At 35.9% G+C, this 20,565-nt stretch carries 16 protein-coding genes and 1 riboswitch; of the genes, 3 read left to right on the top strand and 13 right to left on the bottom strand.

Features of this window, described 5'->3' with window-relative positions; all coding sequences use genetic code 11:
- Nucleotides 1-19: 19 nt before the first annotated feature.
- The 7 genes from MKY02_RS02315 to MKY02_RS02285 all read right to left on the bottom strand — a co-directional run bounded on the left by MKY02_RS02315 (nucleotide 20) and on the right by MKY02_RS02285 (nucleotide 11,043).
- A complete protein-coding gene (locus MKY02_RS02315) occupies nucleotides 20-1,648 on the bottom strand; it encodes a Na/Pi cotransporter family protein (RefSeq protein ID WP_038179361.1) in 1,629 nt (542 codons plus the stop codon).
- A 462-nt stretch (nucleotides 1,649-2,110) separates the two neighbouring features.
- Nucleotides 2,111-3,664 (bottom strand): glutamine-hydrolyzing GMP synthase, encoded by a 1,554-nt coding sequence (gene guaA / locus MKY02_RS02310; protein WP_038179363.1) that lies wholly within the window; start codon nucleotides 3,662-3,664, stop codon nucleotides 2,111-2,113.
- A 142-nt stretch (nucleotides 3,665-3,806) separates the two neighbouring features.
- Nucleotides 3,807-3,908, bottom strand: a riboswitch (purine riboswitch).
- A gap of 33 nt (nucleotides 3,909-3,941) precedes the next feature.
- A complete protein-coding gene (locus MKY02_RS02305) occupies nucleotides 3,942-6,170 on the bottom strand; it encodes a DUF4129 domain-containing transglutaminase family protein (protein WP_340710559.1) in 2,229 nt (742 codons plus the stop codon).
- A complete protein-coding gene (locus tag MKY02_RS02300) occupies nucleotides 6,167-7,336 on the bottom strand; it encodes a DUF58 domain-containing protein (RefSeq protein WP_076035268.1) in 1,170 nt (389 codons plus the stop codon). The genes MKY02_RS02305 and MKY02_RS02300 overlap by 4 nt, the downstream gene beginning before the upstream one ends.
- A gap of 44 nt (nucleotides 7,337-7,380) precedes the next feature.
- Entirely contained in the window at nucleotides 7,381-8,331 is a 951-nt protein-coding gene (locus MKY02_RS02295) for an AAA family ATPase (RefSeq protein ID WP_038179365.1), read from the bottom strand.
- A 401-nt stretch (nucleotides 8,332-8,732) separates the two neighbouring features.
- The gene (gene nadE, locus MKY02_RS02290) at nucleotides 8,733-9,560 is read right to left on the bottom strand and encodes an ammonia-dependent NAD(+) synthetase (protein WP_038179367.1); all 828 of its coding nucleotides are present in this window, start codon (nucleotides 9,558-9,560) and stop codon (nucleotides 8,733-8,735) included.
- A 13-nt stretch (nucleotides 9,561-9,573) separates the two neighbouring features.
- Entirely contained in the window at nucleotides 9,574-11,043 is a 1,470-nt protein-coding gene (locus tag MKY02_RS02285; protein WP_038179369.1) for a nicotinate phosphoribosyltransferase, read from the bottom strand.
- Nucleotides 11,044-11,463: 420 nt separating this feature from the next.
- Here MKY02_RS02285 and MKY02_RS02280 point away from each other — a divergent pair, with 420 nt between their 5' ends.
- A complete protein-coding gene (locus MKY02_RS02280; RefSeq protein ID WP_038179372.1) occupies nucleotides 11,464-12,009 on the top strand; it encodes a phosphoribosyltransferase family protein in 546 nt (181 codons plus the stop codon).
- A 326-nt stretch (nucleotides 12,010-12,335) separates the two neighbouring features.
- Here the strand turns inward: MKY02_RS02280 and MKY02_RS02275 are convergent, their stop codons facing one another.
- Nucleotides 12,336-12,827 carry a methylated-DNA--[protein]-cysteine S-methyltransferase gene (locus MKY02_RS02275; RefSeq protein ID WP_038179373.1) on the bottom strand — a complete coding sequence of 164 codons (492 nt, stop codon included), beginning with the start codon at nucleotides 12,825-12,827 and terminating at the stop codon, nucleotides 12,336-12,338.
- 383 nt (nucleotides 12,828-13,210) lie between these two features.
- Between MKY02_RS02275 and MKY02_RS02270 the strand changes: the two genes are divergently transcribed.
- Entirely contained in the window at nucleotides 13,211-13,942 is a 732-nt protein-coding gene (locus MKY02_RS02270) for an ABC transporter ATP-binding protein (RefSeq protein ID WP_038179375.1), read from the top strand.
- The gene (locus tag MKY02_RS02265) at nucleotides 13,939-14,694 is read left to right on the top strand and encodes an ABC transporter permease (protein WP_038179377.1); all 756 of its coding nucleotides are present in this window, start codon (nucleotides 13,939-13,941) and stop codon (nucleotides 14,692-14,694) included. The genes MKY02_RS02270 and MKY02_RS02265 overlap by 4 nt, the downstream gene beginning before the upstream one ends.
- 76 nt (nucleotides 14,695-14,770) lie before the next feature.
- On the opposite strand, the gene MKY02_RS02260 is transcribed toward MKY02_RS02265, so the two are convergent.
- The 5 genes from MKY02_RS02260 to MKY02_RS02240 all read right to left on the bottom strand — a co-directional run bounded on the left by MKY02_RS02260 (nucleotide 14,771) and on the right by MKY02_RS02240 (nucleotide 20,396).
- Nucleotides 14,771-15,325: an NADPH-dependent FMN reductase gene (locus tag MKY02_RS02260; RefSeq protein ID WP_081729998.1), complete on the bottom strand. Its 555-nt coding sequence runs from the start codon at nucleotides 15,323-15,325 to the stop codon at nucleotides 14,771-14,773.
- A 232-nt stretch (nucleotides 15,326-15,557) separates the two neighbouring features.
- Entirely contained in the window at nucleotides 15,558-17,141 is a 1,584-nt protein-coding gene (locus MKY02_RS02255; protein WP_340710556.1) for a catalase, read from the bottom strand.
- Nucleotides 17,142-17,507: 366 nt separating this feature from the next.
- Nucleotides 17,508-18,113 carry a response regulator transcription factor gene (locus MKY02_RS02250; protein WP_038179381.1) on the bottom strand — a complete coding sequence of 202 codons (606 nt, stop codon included), beginning with the start codon at nucleotides 18,111-18,113 and terminating at the stop codon, nucleotides 17,508-17,510.
- The gene (locus tag MKY02_RS02245; RefSeq protein WP_076035270.1) at nucleotides 18,106-19,245 is read right to left on the bottom strand and encodes a sensor histidine kinase; all 1,140 of its coding nucleotides are present in this window, start codon (nucleotides 19,243-19,245) and stop codon (nucleotides 18,106-18,108) included. Before MKY02_RS02245 ends, MKY02_RS02250 begins: the two co-directional genes overlap by 8 nt.
- Before the next feature lie 98 nt (nucleotides 19,246-19,343).
- Entirely contained in the window at nucleotides 19,344-20,396 is a 1,053-nt protein-coding gene (locus tag MKY02_RS02240; RefSeq protein WP_076035271.1) for a fatty acid desaturase, read from the bottom strand.
- Between the last annotated feature and the right edge of the window lie 169 nt (nucleotides 20,397-20,565).

The raw sequence follows: 20,565 nt of genomic DNA, 5'->3' as shown, positions 1-20,565 counted from the left end.
CGAAAGAATGCTCATTACCTTAATCTTGTTCGTAAATCGTATCAGCAATGTTGTTGGCGTGGTCGCCAATACGTTCAAGATTGCTAATAATATCCGCAAATACAATGCCTGCTGAACCCGAGCAAATACCTTCATTCAATCGACGAATATGATGTTTACGTAAACTACGTTCCATTTCGTCAATACGTTCTTCTTGAGCTCTTACCTGCTGTGCCAACGACACATCACGTGTATCAAGCGCATGCATTGCTATTTTTACTGTTTCAATGACAAGCTCAAACATTCCTTCTAGCTCTTGCGTCGCTTCTTGACTAAGTTTTATGCGATTCGATTCTTTATAATCAATAAGCTCAATTAGGTTTTCTACATGATCACCAACACGTTCAATATCACGAATATTTTCAAGAAGCGCATGATGGATATGAGAATTTACACCTGATAATGATTGTTTTGATAAACTTACTAAATAATCCGTTGTTTTTTGATCGAGATTATTTATTGCTTCTTCTAATTGTGCCGCTGTACTTGCTTGCTTCACATCTAACGTTTTTAAATAGTCCATAGCTGCTGATAATCCTTGTACACCAAAACCCCCCATACGAACCACTTCCTGCTTTGCTTGTCCTAACGCAATACCTGGTGATTTTGTAATTAACGAGTAATCTAAATACTTCGGTTTATATTCAACTATAGTATCCTCACCCGGAATCAACTTGGTAACGACATAAGCCCATACACCAATTAACGGTAGTTGAATAAGCGTATTGGCAACATTGAACGTTCCATGCGCGAAGGCAATTTGCATTTTAGGTTCTAATCCTAATATACCAGAAATCCATTCTATATAATTCGTAAATAGCCCAAGCACGAGCAAGAAAATGATTGAACCAAAAACATTAAATAATACATGTGTTGCCGCTGCACGTCTTGCGGCAACAGAAGCCCCTAATGCTGCCAGTATCGCCGTAATCGTCGTCCCAATATTATCACCGAAAAGTACTGGCAACGCACCATGAAGCGTTATTAAGTTTTCTGCATACAAGCCCTGTAAAATACCAACTGTTGCAGAAGATGATTGTACAATTAGCGTAAATATTGCACCAACAATAACACCAAGTATCGGAGAATCACTCATGTTTAATGTTAAATCAATAAAGGCCGGCCAATCACGTAATGGCTTCATACCACTCGACATCAACTCTAGTCCGATAAATAAACCTGAGAAACCAAATAATACTTGACCAATATTTTGAATCTTACTTTTCTTAAAGAAAAATAACAGAACTGCCCCAAGTGCCATAATAGGATATGCATACTCCCCTATATTAATCCCAATGATGAAGGCTGTAACCGTCGTCCCGATATTTGCCCCCATAATGACACCAATCGCTTGTCGTAATGTCATAAAGCCCGCGCTGACTAAACCGACCGTAATAACGGTTGTCCCGGAGCTCGACTGAATAAGTACTGTGACAAAAATCCCTACTAAGACACCCATAAATGGATTTGTCGTAAAACGATCTAATAAATCTCTTAAACGGTCTCCGGCTGCTTTTTGCAGACCATCACCCATGTATTTAATTGCAAATAAAAAGAGTCCTAGGCCTCCCAAGAATTGAAAAATCATTTCCTGCCAATTTAACTCCATGCTGCCACTCCTTCATGTTTTATCACATTTATTATAAAAAATACTAACTTTCTGCGTTGGCTTTTCACAGAGTTTTAACATGCTCTTTACACAGCATTTACAATTCAGTCGTAATTTCGGCAAATTTCTTAATATTTTTTTGATAAGCTAAAAGTTTATAGAATTTTTCATCTATTTTATAAAAATCCTTCCGTTGTCAATTATAGTTTTCCATACTTTTTTCTACATATCCATTCACTACATCTTTAAATTCAATAGAGTCATGGAAACGTTCAGGTTTTAATGCCCACCAAAAATATTTATATTCGAATGCAGAAATTCGAAAAAGTATATTCTACTTTTAACTGAGAAGACTACTCTGAACATTATTCAGATAGACTAGGTCATGAAGTATATTGATATCAGGCAAACAAAAAAAGCTTGGAAAACCTACTAATGTAGGCTCTCCAAGCTTTAATATTATTATTCCCACTCAATAGTTGCTGGTGGCTTAGAAGTAATGTCATACAGTACGCGGTTGATATGATCAACTTCGTTTACTAGACGTACTGAGATTTTTTCTAAAACTTCCCATGGGATACGTGCCCAGTCAGAAGTCATACCGTCGATTGACGTTACGGCACGGATACCGATTGCATAATCGTAAGTACGTTGGTCACCCATTACACCTACGCTTTTCAGATCAGGAAGTACTGTGAAGTATTGCCAAATGTCGCGATCCAAACCATGTTTAGCGATTTCTTCGCGTAAGATAGCATCTGATTCACGTACAATGTTTAATTTTTCTTCTGTTACTTCACCAAGTACGCGGATTGAAAGACCCGGACCTGGGAATGGTTGACGCCATACGATTTCATCAGCTAGTCCAAGTTCAGAACCTAGTGCACGTACTTCGTCTTTGAATAATGTTTTTAATGGTTCGATAAGTTCGAACTGCATATCCTCAGGTAATCCACCTACATTATGATGAGATTTAATTGTTTGTGCAGTTGCTGTACCAGACTCAATAATATCAGTGTAAAGAGTTCCTTGTGCAAGGAAATCCATACCTTCAAGTTTTGAAGCTTCTTCATCGAATACATAGATAAATTCGTTACCGATAATTTTACGTTTCTTCTCTGGATCTGAAACGCCAGCTAATTTACTCATGAAGCGTTCACGAGCATCGATTTTGATAACGTTCATGTTGAAACCTTCTGTGAAAGTTTTCATTACTTGTTCAACTTCACCTTTACGGTTTAAGTTGTGGTCAACGAACATACAAGTCAATTGGTCACCAATCGCTTTGTGGATAAGAACAGCAACAACTGATGAATCTACGCCACCAGAAAGTGCACAAAGAACTTTTTTGTCGCCAACTTGTTCACGGATTTTTTGAATTTCAATTTCTACGAAGCTTTCCATAGACCAGTCGCCTTTAGCGTTACATACATCGAACACGAATTGACGTAATAAGTCATTTCCGTATACTGAGTGACGTACTTCTGGGTGGAATTGAACTGCATAGAATTTACGCTCAGCATTAGCCATTGCAGCAATTGGACATGAAGCACTTGTCGCAATTGTTTCAAAGCCTTCTGGAGTAACAGTTACTAAATCACCATGGCTCATCCAAACAACTTGCTCTTTTGGTAATTCGCCGAATAATGCATTGTCATTCAATACTTGAATTTCTGCTTTACCATACTCACGGTGTGCAGCTTTTTCTACTTTCCCACCTAAAGCATGTGTCATTAATTGCATACCGTAGCAAATCCCTAAAATAGGAAGACCTAAATTGAAGATTTCTTCATCAATATGGAATGCATTTTCATCATATACAGAGTTAGGGCCACCAGAGAAAATAATCCCTGTAGCATTCATTGCTTTTAACTCTTCTGCAGTAATAGTATGTGCATGTAATTCGCTGTAAACTCCAAATTCACGAATACGACGAGTAATTAGCTGATTATATTGGCTACCAAAGTCAAGAACGATAATCTTTTCTTGATCTTGTAAAATTGAACTAGCTGACAACGTTTCCACCTCTTTTAATATTAATATAACTGTTTACCTACTCATTTTAACATTTCTATACGAAAAGAACGCGTCTGAAATTACATCCTACGCGTCCTTATGCTCTACATCAAAAAAGGTGAATGCTAGTACATGGATTAACCACGCTGTCATTCACCTTCATAGTCAAGTCATTTACGGTAACCTGGTAGAGACATCCGAACCTTATTTTCGAACATATATGAGGGTAATCAATATATATAATTTTTCTCAATTTTACATGTTGTAACACTTAAAATCAACCGCTTGTACGATTGATTAAATATTCCCAACTTTCTTTAATATCTAACCAATCCCATTGAGCGTAATTATTACTATAAATTTGTTGCTCATATAAAGCAGTTATTTTACTCATATGCGTTGTACCTAATCGTTCATCTACATAATTTGCATAGTCTTGCAAGGTCTGCCCATTCCCCTTTTTCAAACCAGCATGCTCTAATTGTTTTAATAATTGATGGTAAGCATGGTCTAAAGAAATATTCTCAGGTTTTTTCATACGATAAAAAGTAATTATTGCTTTTGGTATCCACTTTCTACGCAATAATACTAGAATTAAAGATAGTACTATCAAAGCTCCTATAATTATCGCTATCACCATTGTAAACTTCTTACTCATTACAGGTTCTGCTTTTTTTGATTTTTGAGCCTTTTTTTCATCTTTTTCTTGCTTCTGCTTTTCTTCTTTTGTTTTTTCTTCTTTCTTCTTATCAGCTTTTTGTTGTTTTTGCTTTTCTTCTTTGTCTTCTTTTTTAGGATTGATTGGTGTAGGTTCTTGTTGATTTTTCACATCATCTAACACATTATCAAAACCTTCAAAGCCTATAGTAGGTTCAAAAGACATCCAGCCTATTCCAGGTAAATATGCTTCTACCCATGAATGGGCATTATTATTTGTGATGACAAATTCCTTCTGTTGGCCTGCAACATTCTGTACTTCTTCACCTTCAGAAAAACCTTTTACCCAGCGCGCTGGAATACCAATAGAACGCAACATGACAACCATAGAGCTTGAGAAATTATCACAATAACCCATTTTTGTATCGAACAAAAATTGATCTACATAATCGTCATTTTTCCCTGGAATCGCCACTTTATCACGGCTATAGACATAATCGTTATATTTAAAATAATCTACAATTGCATTAGCCTTACCATATAAGCTCTTTTCATCTTTCGTAATGTCTTTTGAAAGTTTTCTTACTCGCTTCGGCAGTGTTTTAGGTAATTGCAAATAAGTATTATAATCCTTCGATAACTTATCCAAATCGTTTACATTTGTTTTCTTGAGTGCCTTCAAACTATATTTTGGTGAACTATAAGATATCGTATACGCTTCTAACGCAATTTCATCTTCGCCCTTTAAAGAGCGAATTTTTTCACCGTCTATTTCTCGGTAGAAAGACATTCCTGGATCTACATTACCAACTTTCATTAAACCATATGTCTGCATAATGAATTTGAAATCTTTCTTCATTTCAATTTCTGCAGTAGTTTGATCCATTTTACTTCCTGGTTTAATACTTAAAGGAATGTTCTCATTTTGATTAAAAGCTTCGACATAGACATCACCCTTTTTACGTTCCCATCCCTTAGAAGTATAAATATCCTTTGTTTCAATTCTCCAATATTGATTACTATCAGCCTTTGCATTAAAGACGATTCGAGCATCCATTTTAAATGGTCCGCCTAGCTTTTTATCATCCTCAACATAACCAATTTTCCCAATAGCAGAACTGCCTTTACCTTGTTGGTCCATTAGAGTAGAAAGTGATTTTGGTAAAGTTACCATCGGGCCTTTTTTAGGCATCGCATAGGCAAATACAGTACTCGCAATAAGCATAACTGCTAACGGAACTAGGACAGAGATATACTTTATATCTTTCCTTTCTACAGCATTTGTCTCAAATAAATGATTAGCATATAAAGTTCCTAGTAAAAGTAATCCTAAAAACATAACTCTTATAATGGCAAACTTTGCATTATATTCACTAAAAGTATCTAACAATACTAAAAATATAATCGTTACGAATAAGAAATGAATAATAGTATGCTTCACCGTTATCCAATAGTGAATTAGATAAATTGTCATCCAAAGTAAGATAAAGAATAAGATACTTCGAAATGAATTCTCCACACCGTTCCAATCTTTTTGCATCAATGCTAACCAACTATTTTGAAGATCACTGCTTAATGTTAGTACACTCTCAATTGAAAATACTTTCGTTCCTGTATAAACGTACATTAAAAACCAGAGTATATAGGCAGATTTTATAATGGCCGATATCCAACCATTTAAATGGACTATATTCGCCAGTAAACAGATACCTACGAATAATAAGAATAAGTTTAAATGACCAGTATTGGTCAAATTCACTATGGGCAGAAGCCATTCTCTTAACATGAAGAAAATCACTATATAGAGTGCCACTAATCCTATCATTCGCTTAATAGGATGATGTGTCATTTCAACACCCCCGTAAAAGCTTCTGTAAATTGTTCCTTAGCAATCGTAATAACTCTTATCCCACGTGTACGAGCCAATTTCTCCATAGCCTGCTCTTGGGTAGACATGACTTGTCCTTTACTTCGAATAACAAAACATACACAGGCACGAGATGACCTTGATACCTTTGTTAAAATATCAAGCCACTCTGTTGTAAGCTCACTTGTCACAAAAAGAATTTGAGCCGCATTCGCTAACGTACGATCTTGTTCATACAAATGATTGACTGAATCTCCCAAATCATCTTGTACACTCGCCAAATGGAACATCACCTCTTGCAATTGGCTTTCTGTTTGCGTAGCTTCAAAAAGCACACGATTTCTACCTGCCGACAAAAACGCCATCGTAATTTGCTGACGAACACTTGCATTTAAGATAGAGGCAACAAACTCAACTTGCTCTTCAAATAATGCTGATGGAGAACAATCTAGCACAAGGCATAAATCTTGTGATTGTTGATCTTCAAATTCTTTCGTCCGAAGCTCTCCCGTTTTCGCAAATGTCTTCCAGTGAACCCAAGACATCCGGTCTCCAGATTGATACTCGCGCAACCCTGATACCATCGTCGTATCTCGTACAATTGTGGAAGATACCGGTCCAGTTCCTGTTTGCATGCTCATATCAAGTGGTCTGAAAATCATTTTCGTCACATTTGGATACACAACAACCGTACGTTTCGCAGGGATGATTTGCGTTTTTTTAATCCATCCAAAGAAATCACTTACTGTTATTTCAACGCCTTGTAAAAAGTGCTCCCCCCGCGGTATTTCTTCAATCTCATACGTCCACTTAACTTCCTTTTTAAATCCAATTAACAATAACCTTTGCATTGGTTGCGTCGTTGCATTTACCAATGCTTCACTTGGCATCGCTTCACGAATAACTGCATATACAATAGGCCATCTATTATTGCGTTTTAGAGTCATTGTCATCTTCAATGAATCACCATTTCTCATATATTCCTGTTCAATACTACGCTCTATTTTCATTTTTTTTAAAGGTGTAAAAAATAACAGCAATGAGTACGTTGAGAAAGGAAGTAACATGAAAAAGACAAACCAGATTACAAAACCGCCTTCTATGATGCTAAATGCTAAAGTACTAAGCAGTAGCAAAACGACTAGCATCAGGCGTAGGATTCTCCCTGAAACATATCGTAACCTACTTATTGTCATTGATTTGCAGACCTTTTAATGGGCACAACTGTATTAATTAAAATGCGTCCAATAATTTCTTCAGGTGAAACTCCATCATAACGAGCTTCAGGCCTTAGCATTATACGGTGTGAGAATACAAATGGTGCTAAAAACTGAACATCATCAGGTGTTACAAAACTACGACCACGAAGTAATGCATATGCTTGCGAAGCTTTCATCAATGCAATCGAGCCTCGTGGACTAACACCCAAATATACATATTGGTTTTCTCTCGTTGCACGAGATAAATCAACAATATAACCTTTCACAACTTCATCAACAAAAACATCTTTCACCTGTTGTTGCAAAGTAATTAACTCTTCTAATGTAATGACAGATGTTAAAAAATCGATTGGCTTTCCTTGTTCAGCACGACGCAGTACTTCAATTTCATCATCATAAGATGGATAACCCATTTTCATCTTTAACAAAAATCGATCGAGTTGTGCTTCTGGCAATGGATAGGTACCCTCATATTCAATCGGATTTTGTGTTGCCATTACAAAAAAAGGTTTTGGTATACTATATGTTTCACCATCGATTGTCACAGCAGCCTCTTCCATACCTTCAAGTAAAGCAGCTTGCGTTTTCGGAGAAGTACGATTAATTTCATCAGCCAATACGATATTGCCCATGATTGGCCCTGGTCGAAAATGGAATTCCATATCTTTTGGGTTATAAATGGATACACCCAGAACATCCGAAGGCAATAGATCCGGTGTAAATTGTATACGTTTAAATTGCGCTCCTACTGATTTTGCTAAAGCACGTACCATCATCGTTTTACCAACACCAGGTACATCCTCTAATAAAACATGCCCTTGAGCAAGTAATGATACTACACTCAATTCAGCAATATGTTTTTTACCTATCATAACTTTTTCAATATTACGTACGACCTCTTGAAGCTTTTCTTGTGTTTCCATCAATTGAACCTCCACTTTACAAAGTCTATCGTTTTAAGCCATTAGACCAAAAAAATAAGTCTTATGAACCGAGTCTTTTTATATAATTGGACTTATTATACCATGTCCATTGTATTTCGTTTGATTACAAACCTTTAACAAATCACAGAGTAGAACAACTTTTAGCTCAATTCATCTGTTTAGTTCCTTATATTATTGCTCCTTAAAGCTCTTTACTAACCCCCTTTTTCTTCATAATTTTAAAATCTACTTTAGAGCTAAATTTTCAAATGATAACAGGTATCTGTTTTATTAATTAATTGTTTGTTTATAATATCTTTCACCAATTCACGTCCTTCGGTTAAAGAAATACAAAAAAACCGAATCCCCACTTCGGGATTCGGCTCATCTATGTTATTTAATTACTTCCAAAAATCATCATACACAGTTATTGGTAGGTGGCGTTTATGTTGCGAACGTAAGTAATGTCCTTCTAAGACTTTACGAGCCTCATCAGGAATTTCTTTACCTTCCAAATAATCATCAATTTGATCATATGTCACACCTAACGCAACTTCATCGGGTAATGAAGGACGCTCTTCTTCTAAATCTGCTGTTGGTGTCTTTTCGTACAAATGTTTCGGACATCCAAGCTCCTCAAGTAACGCTCTACCTTGGCGCTTGTTTAAGCGGAATATCGGTACAACATCTGCCCCGCCATCACCGAACTTAGTATAGAACCCGGTAATGGCTTCTGCCGCATGGTCTGTCCCAATGACAATCCCAGCATTTGTTGCTGCAATTGCAAAGTGAACTTTCATACGTTCGCGTGCTTTTTCATTCCCTTTTACAAAATCAGAAAGTACAACTCCCGCATCAGCCAAAGCTTGTACACCAGCATCTACAGCTGCCTTAATATTTACAGTATATACTTTTGTCGGTTGGATAAAATCAATTGCATCTTGGCAATCCTGTTCATCTGATTGTACTCCATATGGAAGACGCACTGCCCAAAAAGAATATTGATCTTTACCAACTTGTGCATTTAGTTCATCTACTGCCATTTGCGCCAGTTTACCACTCAAAGTGGAATCCTGACCACCAGATATACCTAAAACAAAACCTTTTACGAAAGAATGCTTAAGTGCGTATGCTTTTAGGAAATCTACTGAACGACGAATTTCTTCTTGTACATCGATTATTGGTAGTACTCTTAGTTCTTCAATAATTTGTTTTTGTAAATTTGACATACTACTTACCTCCTTACCCAAGATCGATTTGTTCAACCATATCTTTCACTTCTTGAATGTTACGCATTTTATTATCCCAGCATTTTTGGCTTAAATCGACTGGATATTCCTCTGGATTTAAAGAACGCTTATATTCATCCCATAATAAGTCTAAATTTTCAGTTGCGTACTCTCGCATCTCTTGTACAGAAGGACTTTCGTAGATTACTTGTCCATTTTCAACCACTTTTGTGTGTAAATTTTTTGCTTCAAAATTAGTGACGAATTTAGAGATGAATGTATGCACAGGATGGAACATTTTAATACGTTCCTCTAATTGAGGATCCTCATCAAACATCGTAATGTAGTCACCCTCTGCTTTACCATTCTCACGATCGATGATGCGATATAATTTTTTCATCCCAGGTGTCGACACTTTTTCAGCATTAGCAGAAATTTTAATGGTATCTTCCATTTGCCCATTTTCTTTTTCAATGGATACTATTTTATACACTGCACCTAAAGCAGGTTGATCGTAACCAGTAATTAGTTTTGTACCAATACCCCACATATCAACCATTGCATTTTGAGCTTTTAAGTTCAAAATAGTATATTCATCTAAATCATTTGATACAACGATTTTGGCATTTGGGAATCCAGCGTCATCTAACATTTTACGTGCCGCTTTTGATAAAAATGCAATGTCTCCACTGTCTAAGCGAATACCTATAAAGTTAATCTTATCGCCCAGTTCTTTTGCTACTTTGATCGCAGTTGGAACTCCTGATTTTAATGTATTATACGTATCAACTAAAAATACACAGTCTTTATGACGTCTTGCATAAGCATGAAACGCCTCGTAATCGTTTTTATAAGCTTGAACAAGGGAGTGAGCATGAGTGCCTGCAACTGGCAAATTAAACAATTTACCTGCTCGCACATTACTTGTCGATTCCAACCCACCAATAATTGCTGCACGTGTACCCCAAATAGCTGCATCCATCTCCTGTGCACGACGTGTACCAAATTCCATTACTACATCGTCTTTTACAATTTGCTTAATACGACTTGCTTTTGTAGCAATCAATGTTTGATAATTGACAATGTTTAGTAGCGCCGTTTCAACTAATTGTGCTTCTACTAAAGGCGCTTCAATACGAACAATCGGTTCATTACCGAAGACTAATTCACCTTCAACCATTGAATATACATCTCCGGTAAAGCGTAAATCTCTTAAATATTCTATAAAATCTTCGCTATAACCTAAATCATTTTGCAAATACTCTAAATCACTTTCACTAAAACGGAAATCACGTAAATATTCCAGCATTCTTTCTAGACCAGCAAAAATTGCAAAACCGTTGCCAAATGGTAATTTTCTGAAATACAGCTCAAACACTGATTTTCTATTATGTATACCATCTGCCCAATAAGATTCTGCCATGTTTATCTGATATAAGTCTGTATGTAGCGCTAAGCTATCATCTGGATATTTCGACTTCATACTTAGTCCCTTCTTCCACCATCGTAATTAGTCATAGTATACACTATTTAACGTTAAACATGTTTTGAAAACCGTTATTCTATCTCATGAACCTTATATTTTTTCATTAATTACACTGTAAATTTCTTAATTTTCTCAGTAATCCATCAACTATTAATTTGAACAATAGTTTTAAAGGTGATAACATTGTTTTTGAATCGAACAATCCCGTATACTTCCAGTAAAGTGTATTGAAAATATCTAGGTAGTCATCGTGAAATTGTTATATTAAGGAATGTGTCACGTTATTTTTTGATGATGCGCATTATTACTTAAATCATCTGAAAATGTAAAGACTATTAGAGACCTATTTATATAAGCCATCGGGTATTTTTTGAATTTGTCTCATTAGTCATTTTGTAAATCGGAGGATTTTATGCAATGAAAACTTATGAATTACATGTCGTGGGTTTAAAGCGACATTTACCCATTATTCAAATTAAAGAAAATCTATCTATAGCTAGCTTTGTTTTATTAGGTGATATAGAGATGGTGGATGCAGCAGCTACTGCCCTTGCCGAAAAGCTACCTGATGTAGATCTACTCATTACAGCAGAAGCAAAAGGGATTCCTTTAGTGTATGAACTTACAAAGCGTATGAAATTACCACGTTATGTCGTAGCGCGTAAATCATTAAAAGCTTATATGCTTGAACCACTTATTCATGAAGTGAAATCCATTACGACAGACGAAAAACAAATCCTATGTTTAGACTTCCATGACGTAGCCTTTTTAAAATATAAGCGGGTTGCAATTATTGATGATGTAATTAGCACTGGGGCATCTATCAAAGTATTAGAAGAGCTAGTAACAAAAGCAGGCGGTCGAGTTGTTGCAAAAGCAGCTATTTTAGCAGAAGGTGATGCTATTAAAAGGGATGACATTATTTTCTTAGGGACATTGCCACTCTTCCCTCATCACCAATAAACTTACAAATTCTCAAGCCAATTCAATCAAATTTTGAATTGGCTTTTCATTTTGCCAAAATATAATTTACGCCAATAAAATAAACGATTTTCACATTAGATTGATTTGAGTTTTCAAACAAAAATTGGAATCGTATTATTTTTCAAGACAACTTCAAACAGACGGACATTATTAGGTTATGTGAACTATAAAATATTTGAAAGGTAATATGAGAATCTCGCAAACGTTATCAATTTATTTTATAGTTACTATTTATATAGGAAGAAACTCAATTTTTTTGCATCAATTTGGTAAAATAATTTCTTCATTTTCATGTCTCATGTACTTTATTTTTCTAATGCAAGTAGTGCTTTTTTCATCGGTATACCGCTACGAAAACCTGTAAGTTGACCATCTTTTCCGATAACACGATGACATGGTACGATTATCAGAATTGGATTTGCACCAATTGCTGTACCTACAGCTCGTACTGCCTTTGGATTATTTATTTGATTGGCGATGGCTGAGTAAGTTGTTGTTTCGCCATAAGGTATACCTTGTAATGCTTTCCAAACAGCTTGTTGAAACTCCGTGCCACCTGTATCTAGAGACATCACGAATTCCTGTTTCACACCTTTTAAATAGTCGATCAACTCTTTTTTATATGCTTCTAATTTTTCATCAGACTCTATTAGGCTATACTTTTTAAACCGCTTTGCAGACATCGTTTCTAACTCATCCATACTAATGCCTACATAACTAAGCCCATGGTCTGTAGCAGCTAAATAAATTTCCCAATCCTCATATTGAAAACATGTCCAATAAATATCTTTTATCATGCTAATATTCCCCTTTTTTTCATTAAGATTTGTTGTTTCACTAGTCTTGTTTATTGATAATGTAATAAAATACGATGCATTTGGTTCCCACCTTAACAAGATATAACGCCCTAATATAGTTTGTTCTTCTGTTGGATGCAAAAAGGTCATTGGCACTCAGCATATCAAATCTTACTTTTTGGTGTAATTATAATATACCCAATATTGTTAGTTGAAAGGGTAGTGTTGGGATGTAAAAGTAATATATCGAAAATCTGACACGTTGATTATAAAAGTTTAACGTCACTTGCTTAACTATTGAATACTCAACCGACTCTTATATAGAAGATTATTCTTGAACTATGGTACATTTATAGTAAAGACTTTTTTTAGGAGGCTTACAAATGGATACTGTATACGATCCCGCCATACATTTTAGCCATGTTGATTTTCAAATTGGCGACTCTCAAATAATTAAAGACGTTACAGGATCTTTTCCTAAGGGAAAAATCACAACGCTTGTTGGTCCTTCTGGTGCAGGTAAGACTACTTTACTCAAAATGTGCAACGGCTTAATCTCCCCTACTGCTGGCGAAATTTTTATTCACAATAAGCTCATTACTACTTATGATCCAATTGATTTACGTAGAAATGTTGGAATGGCATTACAGGCTGCTCCTATGATCAAAGGCACAGTTTTTGAAAACTTAGAGCTTCCGTTGGCATTGCAAAATAAGAAACTAACTGAAGAAGATGCTATTTCATATTTAGATGATGTTGGTTTGGAACACGCCTTTTTACATAAAGATGCATATGATCTATCAGGTGGGCAACGCCAAAAAGTATCGATTGCAAGAACCCTTGTCAATCAATCCGAAATATTGTTACTTGATGAAATTACATCTGCACTTGATCGTGCTTCATTAAAAGAAATCGAAGAACTTATCGTCAAAATCAACGAAAAATATAATGTGACGATGATTTGGATTACACATAATCTTGACCAAGCATTAAAAATTGGTCACTATACTTGGGTTTTAATGAAAGGTGAAGTCATTGAAACTGGAGAAAGCAAACTATTAGAGGACCCTCAAAATGAGCTTGTAAGACGCTTCGTACAAGGGGTGATTAAATGAGCTATTTAGCATTATCCTTAACATTGATTTTCGTACTTATTCCATTAATTTTATCAAAAACTTTAAAACTCGGATTAGAAAAAGATACATTTATTGCTACTATACGCTCCATAATCCAGTTACTTGCTGTCGGCTATGTATTAAAATTTGTTTTTGATTCCAATCATTTTATCTATATCTTCTTAATGATCGCTTTGATGATTGGAACTGCTACATTAAACGCACGTAAAAAAGGTAAATCTATAGACGGGATTACGTGGAAAATTGCAGTTACTTTACTGACTGTTGAAGTATTGACGCAAGCCATACTACTAGGCTTCCACATTGTACCCGCAACTGCACAATATATTATTCCAATTAGTGGAATGATCATCGGGAACTCTATGGTACTATCCATTTTATTCTTAAATCGTTTCACAGCTGAAATGCACGCGCATCGTGATCAAGTAGAGCTCATTTTATCATTAGGTGGAACACCAAAACAGGCTATTCATCATCAATTAATTAGTGCGATAAAGGCAAGCATGATTCCAACGATAGAAAGCCAAAAAACGATCGGACTTGTACAACTTCCAGGCATGATGAGTGGTCAAATCATTGCTGGAGCTGACCCTATCCAGGCAGTGCAGTTTCAATTGCTAATCGTTTTCATCTTGCTTACGACAGCGGCTGTATCGAGTATTTTCCTTGGATTTTTGTCCTATCCAACATTGTTTAATAATCGCATGCAAATGTTGAAGGAAAAATTTTAACAAAAAAAAGCTTCTTCTCTATACGTCTTAGAGTAGAAGCTTTTTGTCATAATGATTGTACTTAGGGAGCTATATTTTATTTAGTATGTTTGTCGTAAAAAGCAATAAAGTTGTCTACTACCGTATCAAGGAATGCAATTGTACTTTCATCTATTAGTTCGCCAGCTTCGTTTAACTTCGTATGAACAGCACCTATATATACTTCATTCCCTGACAGTAGTACTGGCGCTAAAGCTGGATTTGAAAGGATTTCACGCAAATGGATTTGAGCACGAACACTACCTAAAACACCCATAGATGAACCTACAATGAACCCTGGTTTATCTTTGATTGTATAATCACCACCACGTGATAACCAGTCAATTGCATTTTTTAATGCACCTGGAATGGAATAGTTATATTCAGGAACAGCAAATAATACTGCATCAGAATCTTTAACATCCGATTTAAAAGCTGTTGCACCAGCTGGTGGATTGTTTTCAATATCAATTGAGAACATTTCAACGTCATTAATTAATACCGGTGTAATATCCAATTTGTTTGCATAGCGTTTTTTCATGAAGTTTACAAGTTTTAAATTATTTGAAGTTGAGCTAGTTGAACCTATTATTGCTTTTACTTTAATAGTCATTTAATGTCTACTTCCTTTTCTATTTTAAAATTTTGTAACAAGTAAAGCATATACCCTAAAAATAGGATATTCCAACAATTTGACTCAGTGACGAAAAATACCTTCTATAGCATGCGCAATTTTTTATTTATATATTAATAAATTTGCTGTATTTCTTTTTTGGCAATCGACTATTTTTTTAAGTAGAAAACAATAGCAAAAACCGTGAGGTTTATCATCCTCACGTTTCATTTTAATACGGCTCTGCGTCATGCCCTTTTTCAATGGCATCTTCAGGAGCATTATCTCCATCAATATTTGCTAACGGCCTTTGCGTAGACGAGTGTTTTTCAGCATTTTGCAGTCCCTCTTTTAGTCTACGACCGTAGTCATCATCGGCTTCCTCTGCTAATGCAATCATTGCCTTTTGGATCTTTTCATCACAACTTGATAAATCACCGATAAGATTTTCTAGAAGCTCATCTTTTTCCCAATCCTCAAAATTACGATACGTTTCCCCTGCTTGTTTCGTATTACTTTGTCGATCAATGGATTCATGCACTAAATTGCCTTCTATAAAGGGTGTATACTCTTTTGCGTTTTGTTTAGCTTCATGCAAGCCACCAAGCATGGATGGCTCATAATTTATATGCGGATTCTGTCCTGGCGCTAAATCACGCTTATACAACATTTGACCACCGTTTTGGTTTGTAGCAACACGTTTCTTCGGCGCATTAATTGGGAGTTGTAAATAGTTTGCTCCGACACGATGACGCTGTGTGTCTGAATAAGAAAATGTTCTACCTTGCAACATTTTATCATCAGAGAAATCGAATCCATCAACTAATACACCTGTTCCAAATGATACTTGCTCCACTTCTGCAAAGAAATCTTCAGGATTTTTATTTAATACCATTTTCCCTACAGGATGCCACGGGAATAGATCTTCTGGCCACAGCTTTGTATCATCTAAAGGATCGAAATCGAGTTCTGGATGTTCTCCATCAGACATGATTTGAACATTTAATTCCCATTCTGGATAATCTCCATTTTCTATCGCATCATATAAATCCTGAGTAGCATGGTTAAAATTCTTCGCTTGGATTTCTTCAGCTTCCTGTTGCGTCAAATTCTTTATTCCTTGCTTTGGTTCCCAGTGATATTTGATTAAAACAGCTTCTCCATCACTATTCACCCATTTATACGTATTCACCCCAGATCCTTGCATCATTCGGTAATTTGCAGGAATCCCCCAAGGTGAGTAGATAAAAGTGACCATATGGAATGATTCTGGTGAACTTGCACAAAAATCAAAAAAGCGCTCAACATCTTGTATATTCGTAATAGGATCTGGCTTAAATGCATGGATCATATCAGGAAATTTCATAGCATCACGAATAAAGAAGATTTTAATATTATTCCCTACTAGATCCCAGTTACCATCTTCAGTATAAAATTTCACTGCAAATCCTCGGGGATCACGTAAAGTTTCAGGTGAATGATTTCCATGTATTACAGTCGAGAATCGAACAAAAACTGGTGTTTGCTTCCCTTTATCTTGGAATACCTTTGCTCTAGTATATTTGGAAACAGGATCATTACCTACCGTTCCATACGTTTCAAAATAACCATGTGCCCCTGCTCCACGAGCATGTACTACACGTTCGGGTGTACGCTCCCTATCAAAATGACTCATCTTCTCTAGGAAATCATAATTTTCTAAAGTAGCAGGCCCACGATTACCAACAGTTCTCAAGTTTTGATTGTTTGTAATAGGATGCCCTTGTCTATTGGTAAGCGTATCTTCCTTTTCAATATGATTATCATTATGTGTCATAAAATTGCCTCCTTGAATGTCTTCACAATTCATCTTGTCCTGTATTTTATTGAATTAAACATTTGTGAGAGATTCTTGGGTTTCATTTGATGTACTTGGATTTTGATTTAACTTACTCAGGCTTCTATTTAATTCGCTCGGGCTTGCTTTTATCCTTCTCGCTATCTTTTGACTCACTCCGGCTCTCTTTTAACCTACTCGCCTTTTTAACTCACTCCGGCTCCATTTAACCAACTCGCTCCTCCGTTCAACTCATCCAAATCTCCTCGATTAGCAATTTTCCCAACAAAAAAACACCTCACAAGGAGATGCTGATTAATTTACAATATGGATTTATATAAAACTCGCTTAGCCAACTCTTTCGCTCTATTTGTTCCATCCTTTTTCCTTAAAACGAGCAATAGCTTCAATTCGATTGCTTACTTCTAGTTTGTCTAAGATGGTTGAAATATAGTTTCGCACGGTACCGGGCGAAAGAAAAAGCTCCCCCGCTATTTCCTTCGTCGTTTTACCCTCCGCTACTAGCTCAAGTACTTCACTTTCACGTTCTGTGAGCGGATTTTCAATCGTCTCTTCATAGACAATATCGATTAATTCAGGTGCATATAGCCGTCTGCCTTCCATAATTACACGGATAGAATTTACAAGTTCTTCGATGGGGCTGTCTTTTAATAAATAACCACGCACACCCGCTTTACGAGCGCGTTCGAAATAACCTGGACGCGCAAAAGTAGTTAAAATGATAATCTTACAAGGATGATCTTGTAATTCTTCAGCAGCATCTAATCCAGTTTTTAAGGGCATTTCAATATCCATAATACAAATATCAGGATTATGCTCCTCGACAAGCGTGACAGCTTCAGCACCATTTTTGCCAATGCCGACTACTTCCATATCATCTTCCATATTGAGTAAAGATTTCATAGCACCTAGAAGCATACCTTGGTCTTCAGCTATGACGATTTTAATCATGTTGGTCACTTCCCTTTTGATGTGTGATGACGACAGGTACAGTAATATTAAGCACTGTGCCATTTTGTTCAGTAATTTCCAGATTTCCGTTGACGAACTCTAACCGTTCTCGCATGCCATTTAAGCCATTACCTTCTGATTTTTCTTTTCTTGCTGATAGGCCAACGCCATTATCAGCAATGATAATCTGCAATTCATTATTATTTTGGACGAATGTAATTTCACATTTCGATCCATCGCTATGTTTTACTATATTATTAACTGCTTCCTTTAAACACATGCTTAGAACATTCTCTACAATCGTTGGAACCTTATCAAAATTAGGGTCTCCTACAATCGTCAATTCCATTTCAGCTGCATCTAAAATTTGCTGAATACGGACAAGTTCATCACGTAACTTCACTGTACGCATATCTGCGACAAGTTCGCGCACTTCCTTCAACGCAATGCTTGCTGTTTGGCGAATATCTTTTAATTCCATTACTGCTGCCTGTGGATCCTTTTCCACTAAACGTGCAGCTAAATCACTTTTCAAGCCAATCATGGAAAGCTTTTGCCCGAGGGTATCATGCAAATCGCGTGCGATACGCTGGCGCTCTTCATAGATACTAAGCTCAGAAATACGTTCTTTTGCCGACTCTAGTTGCCCTTCAAGCTTTTCACGCCTATTCCAGTTATATAAATTAAACGGTAATAAGACCGTTCCAATAACCGAAATAATGATAAAGTGTATTTGAGGAAGAAATAAATCAATTTCAATGAAAAACCCTGCTACTATCGCGCCAATTGTAAAAGCGATATGTAAGCCATACATAATGTAAAATCCTACAGTATTACGAATATTCCCGATAAAAAACGCCGTAAATAATGATAGATAAACATAACCAAAAAGTAATGTCATCGCAACATTAATTAACATTTCAAAGGATACCCACATATACACTAGTCCATTGTGTGATCTATGTGAAAAACGATACGAAACAAAATATAAAAGTAAAATTGAAATTCCTATCGCTATTTCTAAAAATGAAGATGACCTAAATATGAAAAAGAACGGTAGTAAACAGAAAATAACCCAAGCATAGATACTTAGCCAAGGACTCTTCGGGAAAATACTAAACCAGCTCAGCATAAATTCATTCACCGCCCCATCTAATTGCCCCTATTATATCAAATGTCATACAAACAAAAACAGCCATCTCTGTTTAAAGAAATGACCGTCTTTCTTACTTAGCTTGCTTTTTTCATAGGTACATCTTGATTTTTTGACAAGCGATCATGTTCATCTACTAATCTTTGTACAGATTTGAAAGTCACAAAGGCTTTTTGTGATGGATCATATAATTTATAACGTAATGATTCTAAACTTGTTTTGATAGTTACTGTTGTCGCTTTTTGAAGTGGTGGTACTTTTTCATGTGCTTCTTCTAATAAGTAATTCGGTACACGTGGTGATAAATGATGCACATGATGGAAACCAATATTACCTGTTACCCATTGTAAAACTAGTGGCAATTTATAATATGAACTTCCTTCAATCGCCGCTTTTACATAATCCCACTCAGATTCTTCTTCAAAATATGAATCTTCAAATGTATGTTGAATGTAGAATAACCAAATCCCTAATGAACCAGCTACAAACATCGTCGTACCATGTACGATTAAAAATGCAGTCCATCCAGCAGTCATCACAATCGTAGTTGCTAGTGCTAAGATAATAATATTTGAAAGATACGTATTCATACGCTCTTTTCGTTTTGCATCTTTACGATTAAAACGACTTGAAATTAATACTAAATAAAGTGGTCCAAATCCGAACATTACAAGCGGGTTACGGTAAGCGCGATATTTGAATCGCTCCATTTTTGATGCTGCAACGTACTCTTCAATTGTCATCACCCAAATGTCACCAACACCACGTTTATCTAAATTTGAGCTTGTTGCATGGTGAATCGCGTGTTCACGTTTCCATTTTTCATAAGAAAATAATGTTAATACTCCTGTTAATGTACCAACAATATCTGTTGCTTTTTTATTTTTAAAAAATGACCCGTGAGTACAATCATGGAATATAATAAATGTACGAACTACAAAACCTGCTGCGATAATACTTAAACCAACCGATGCCCAAACAGATACTGGAACTAATAGATACGCTGCTGTCCATAAGATTATTAGTGGTAGCAAAGTGTTAACCATTTGCATAATACTTTTATTCAAATGAGACTTAGCGAACGGTGCGACGTCCTTACGTAATTGCTTCGTCTTTTCTATATTATTCATGTGATGTCCCTCACTTTTCTTCGCTTTATATATTCTCATCTTAAAACTTATAGTTACATGATAGTAGATATAGTTGTCATGATTAACATATGACATCTGTCATATAGCAAGTCTTAATACTTGGTAATAAAATTAAAAATACACTTGATACTGCTTACTTTGTTTAATA

Origin of the sequence: Viridibacillus sp. FSL R5-0888 (genome assembly GCF_038009105.1) — a bacterium.
GTDB lineage: Bacteria > Bacillota > Bacilli > Bacillales_A > Planococcaceae > Viridibacillus > Viridibacillus arenosi.
The sequence above is the reverse complement of the archived record's forward strand: the minus strand, read 5'-3'. Positions and strand labels throughout refer to the sequence as shown.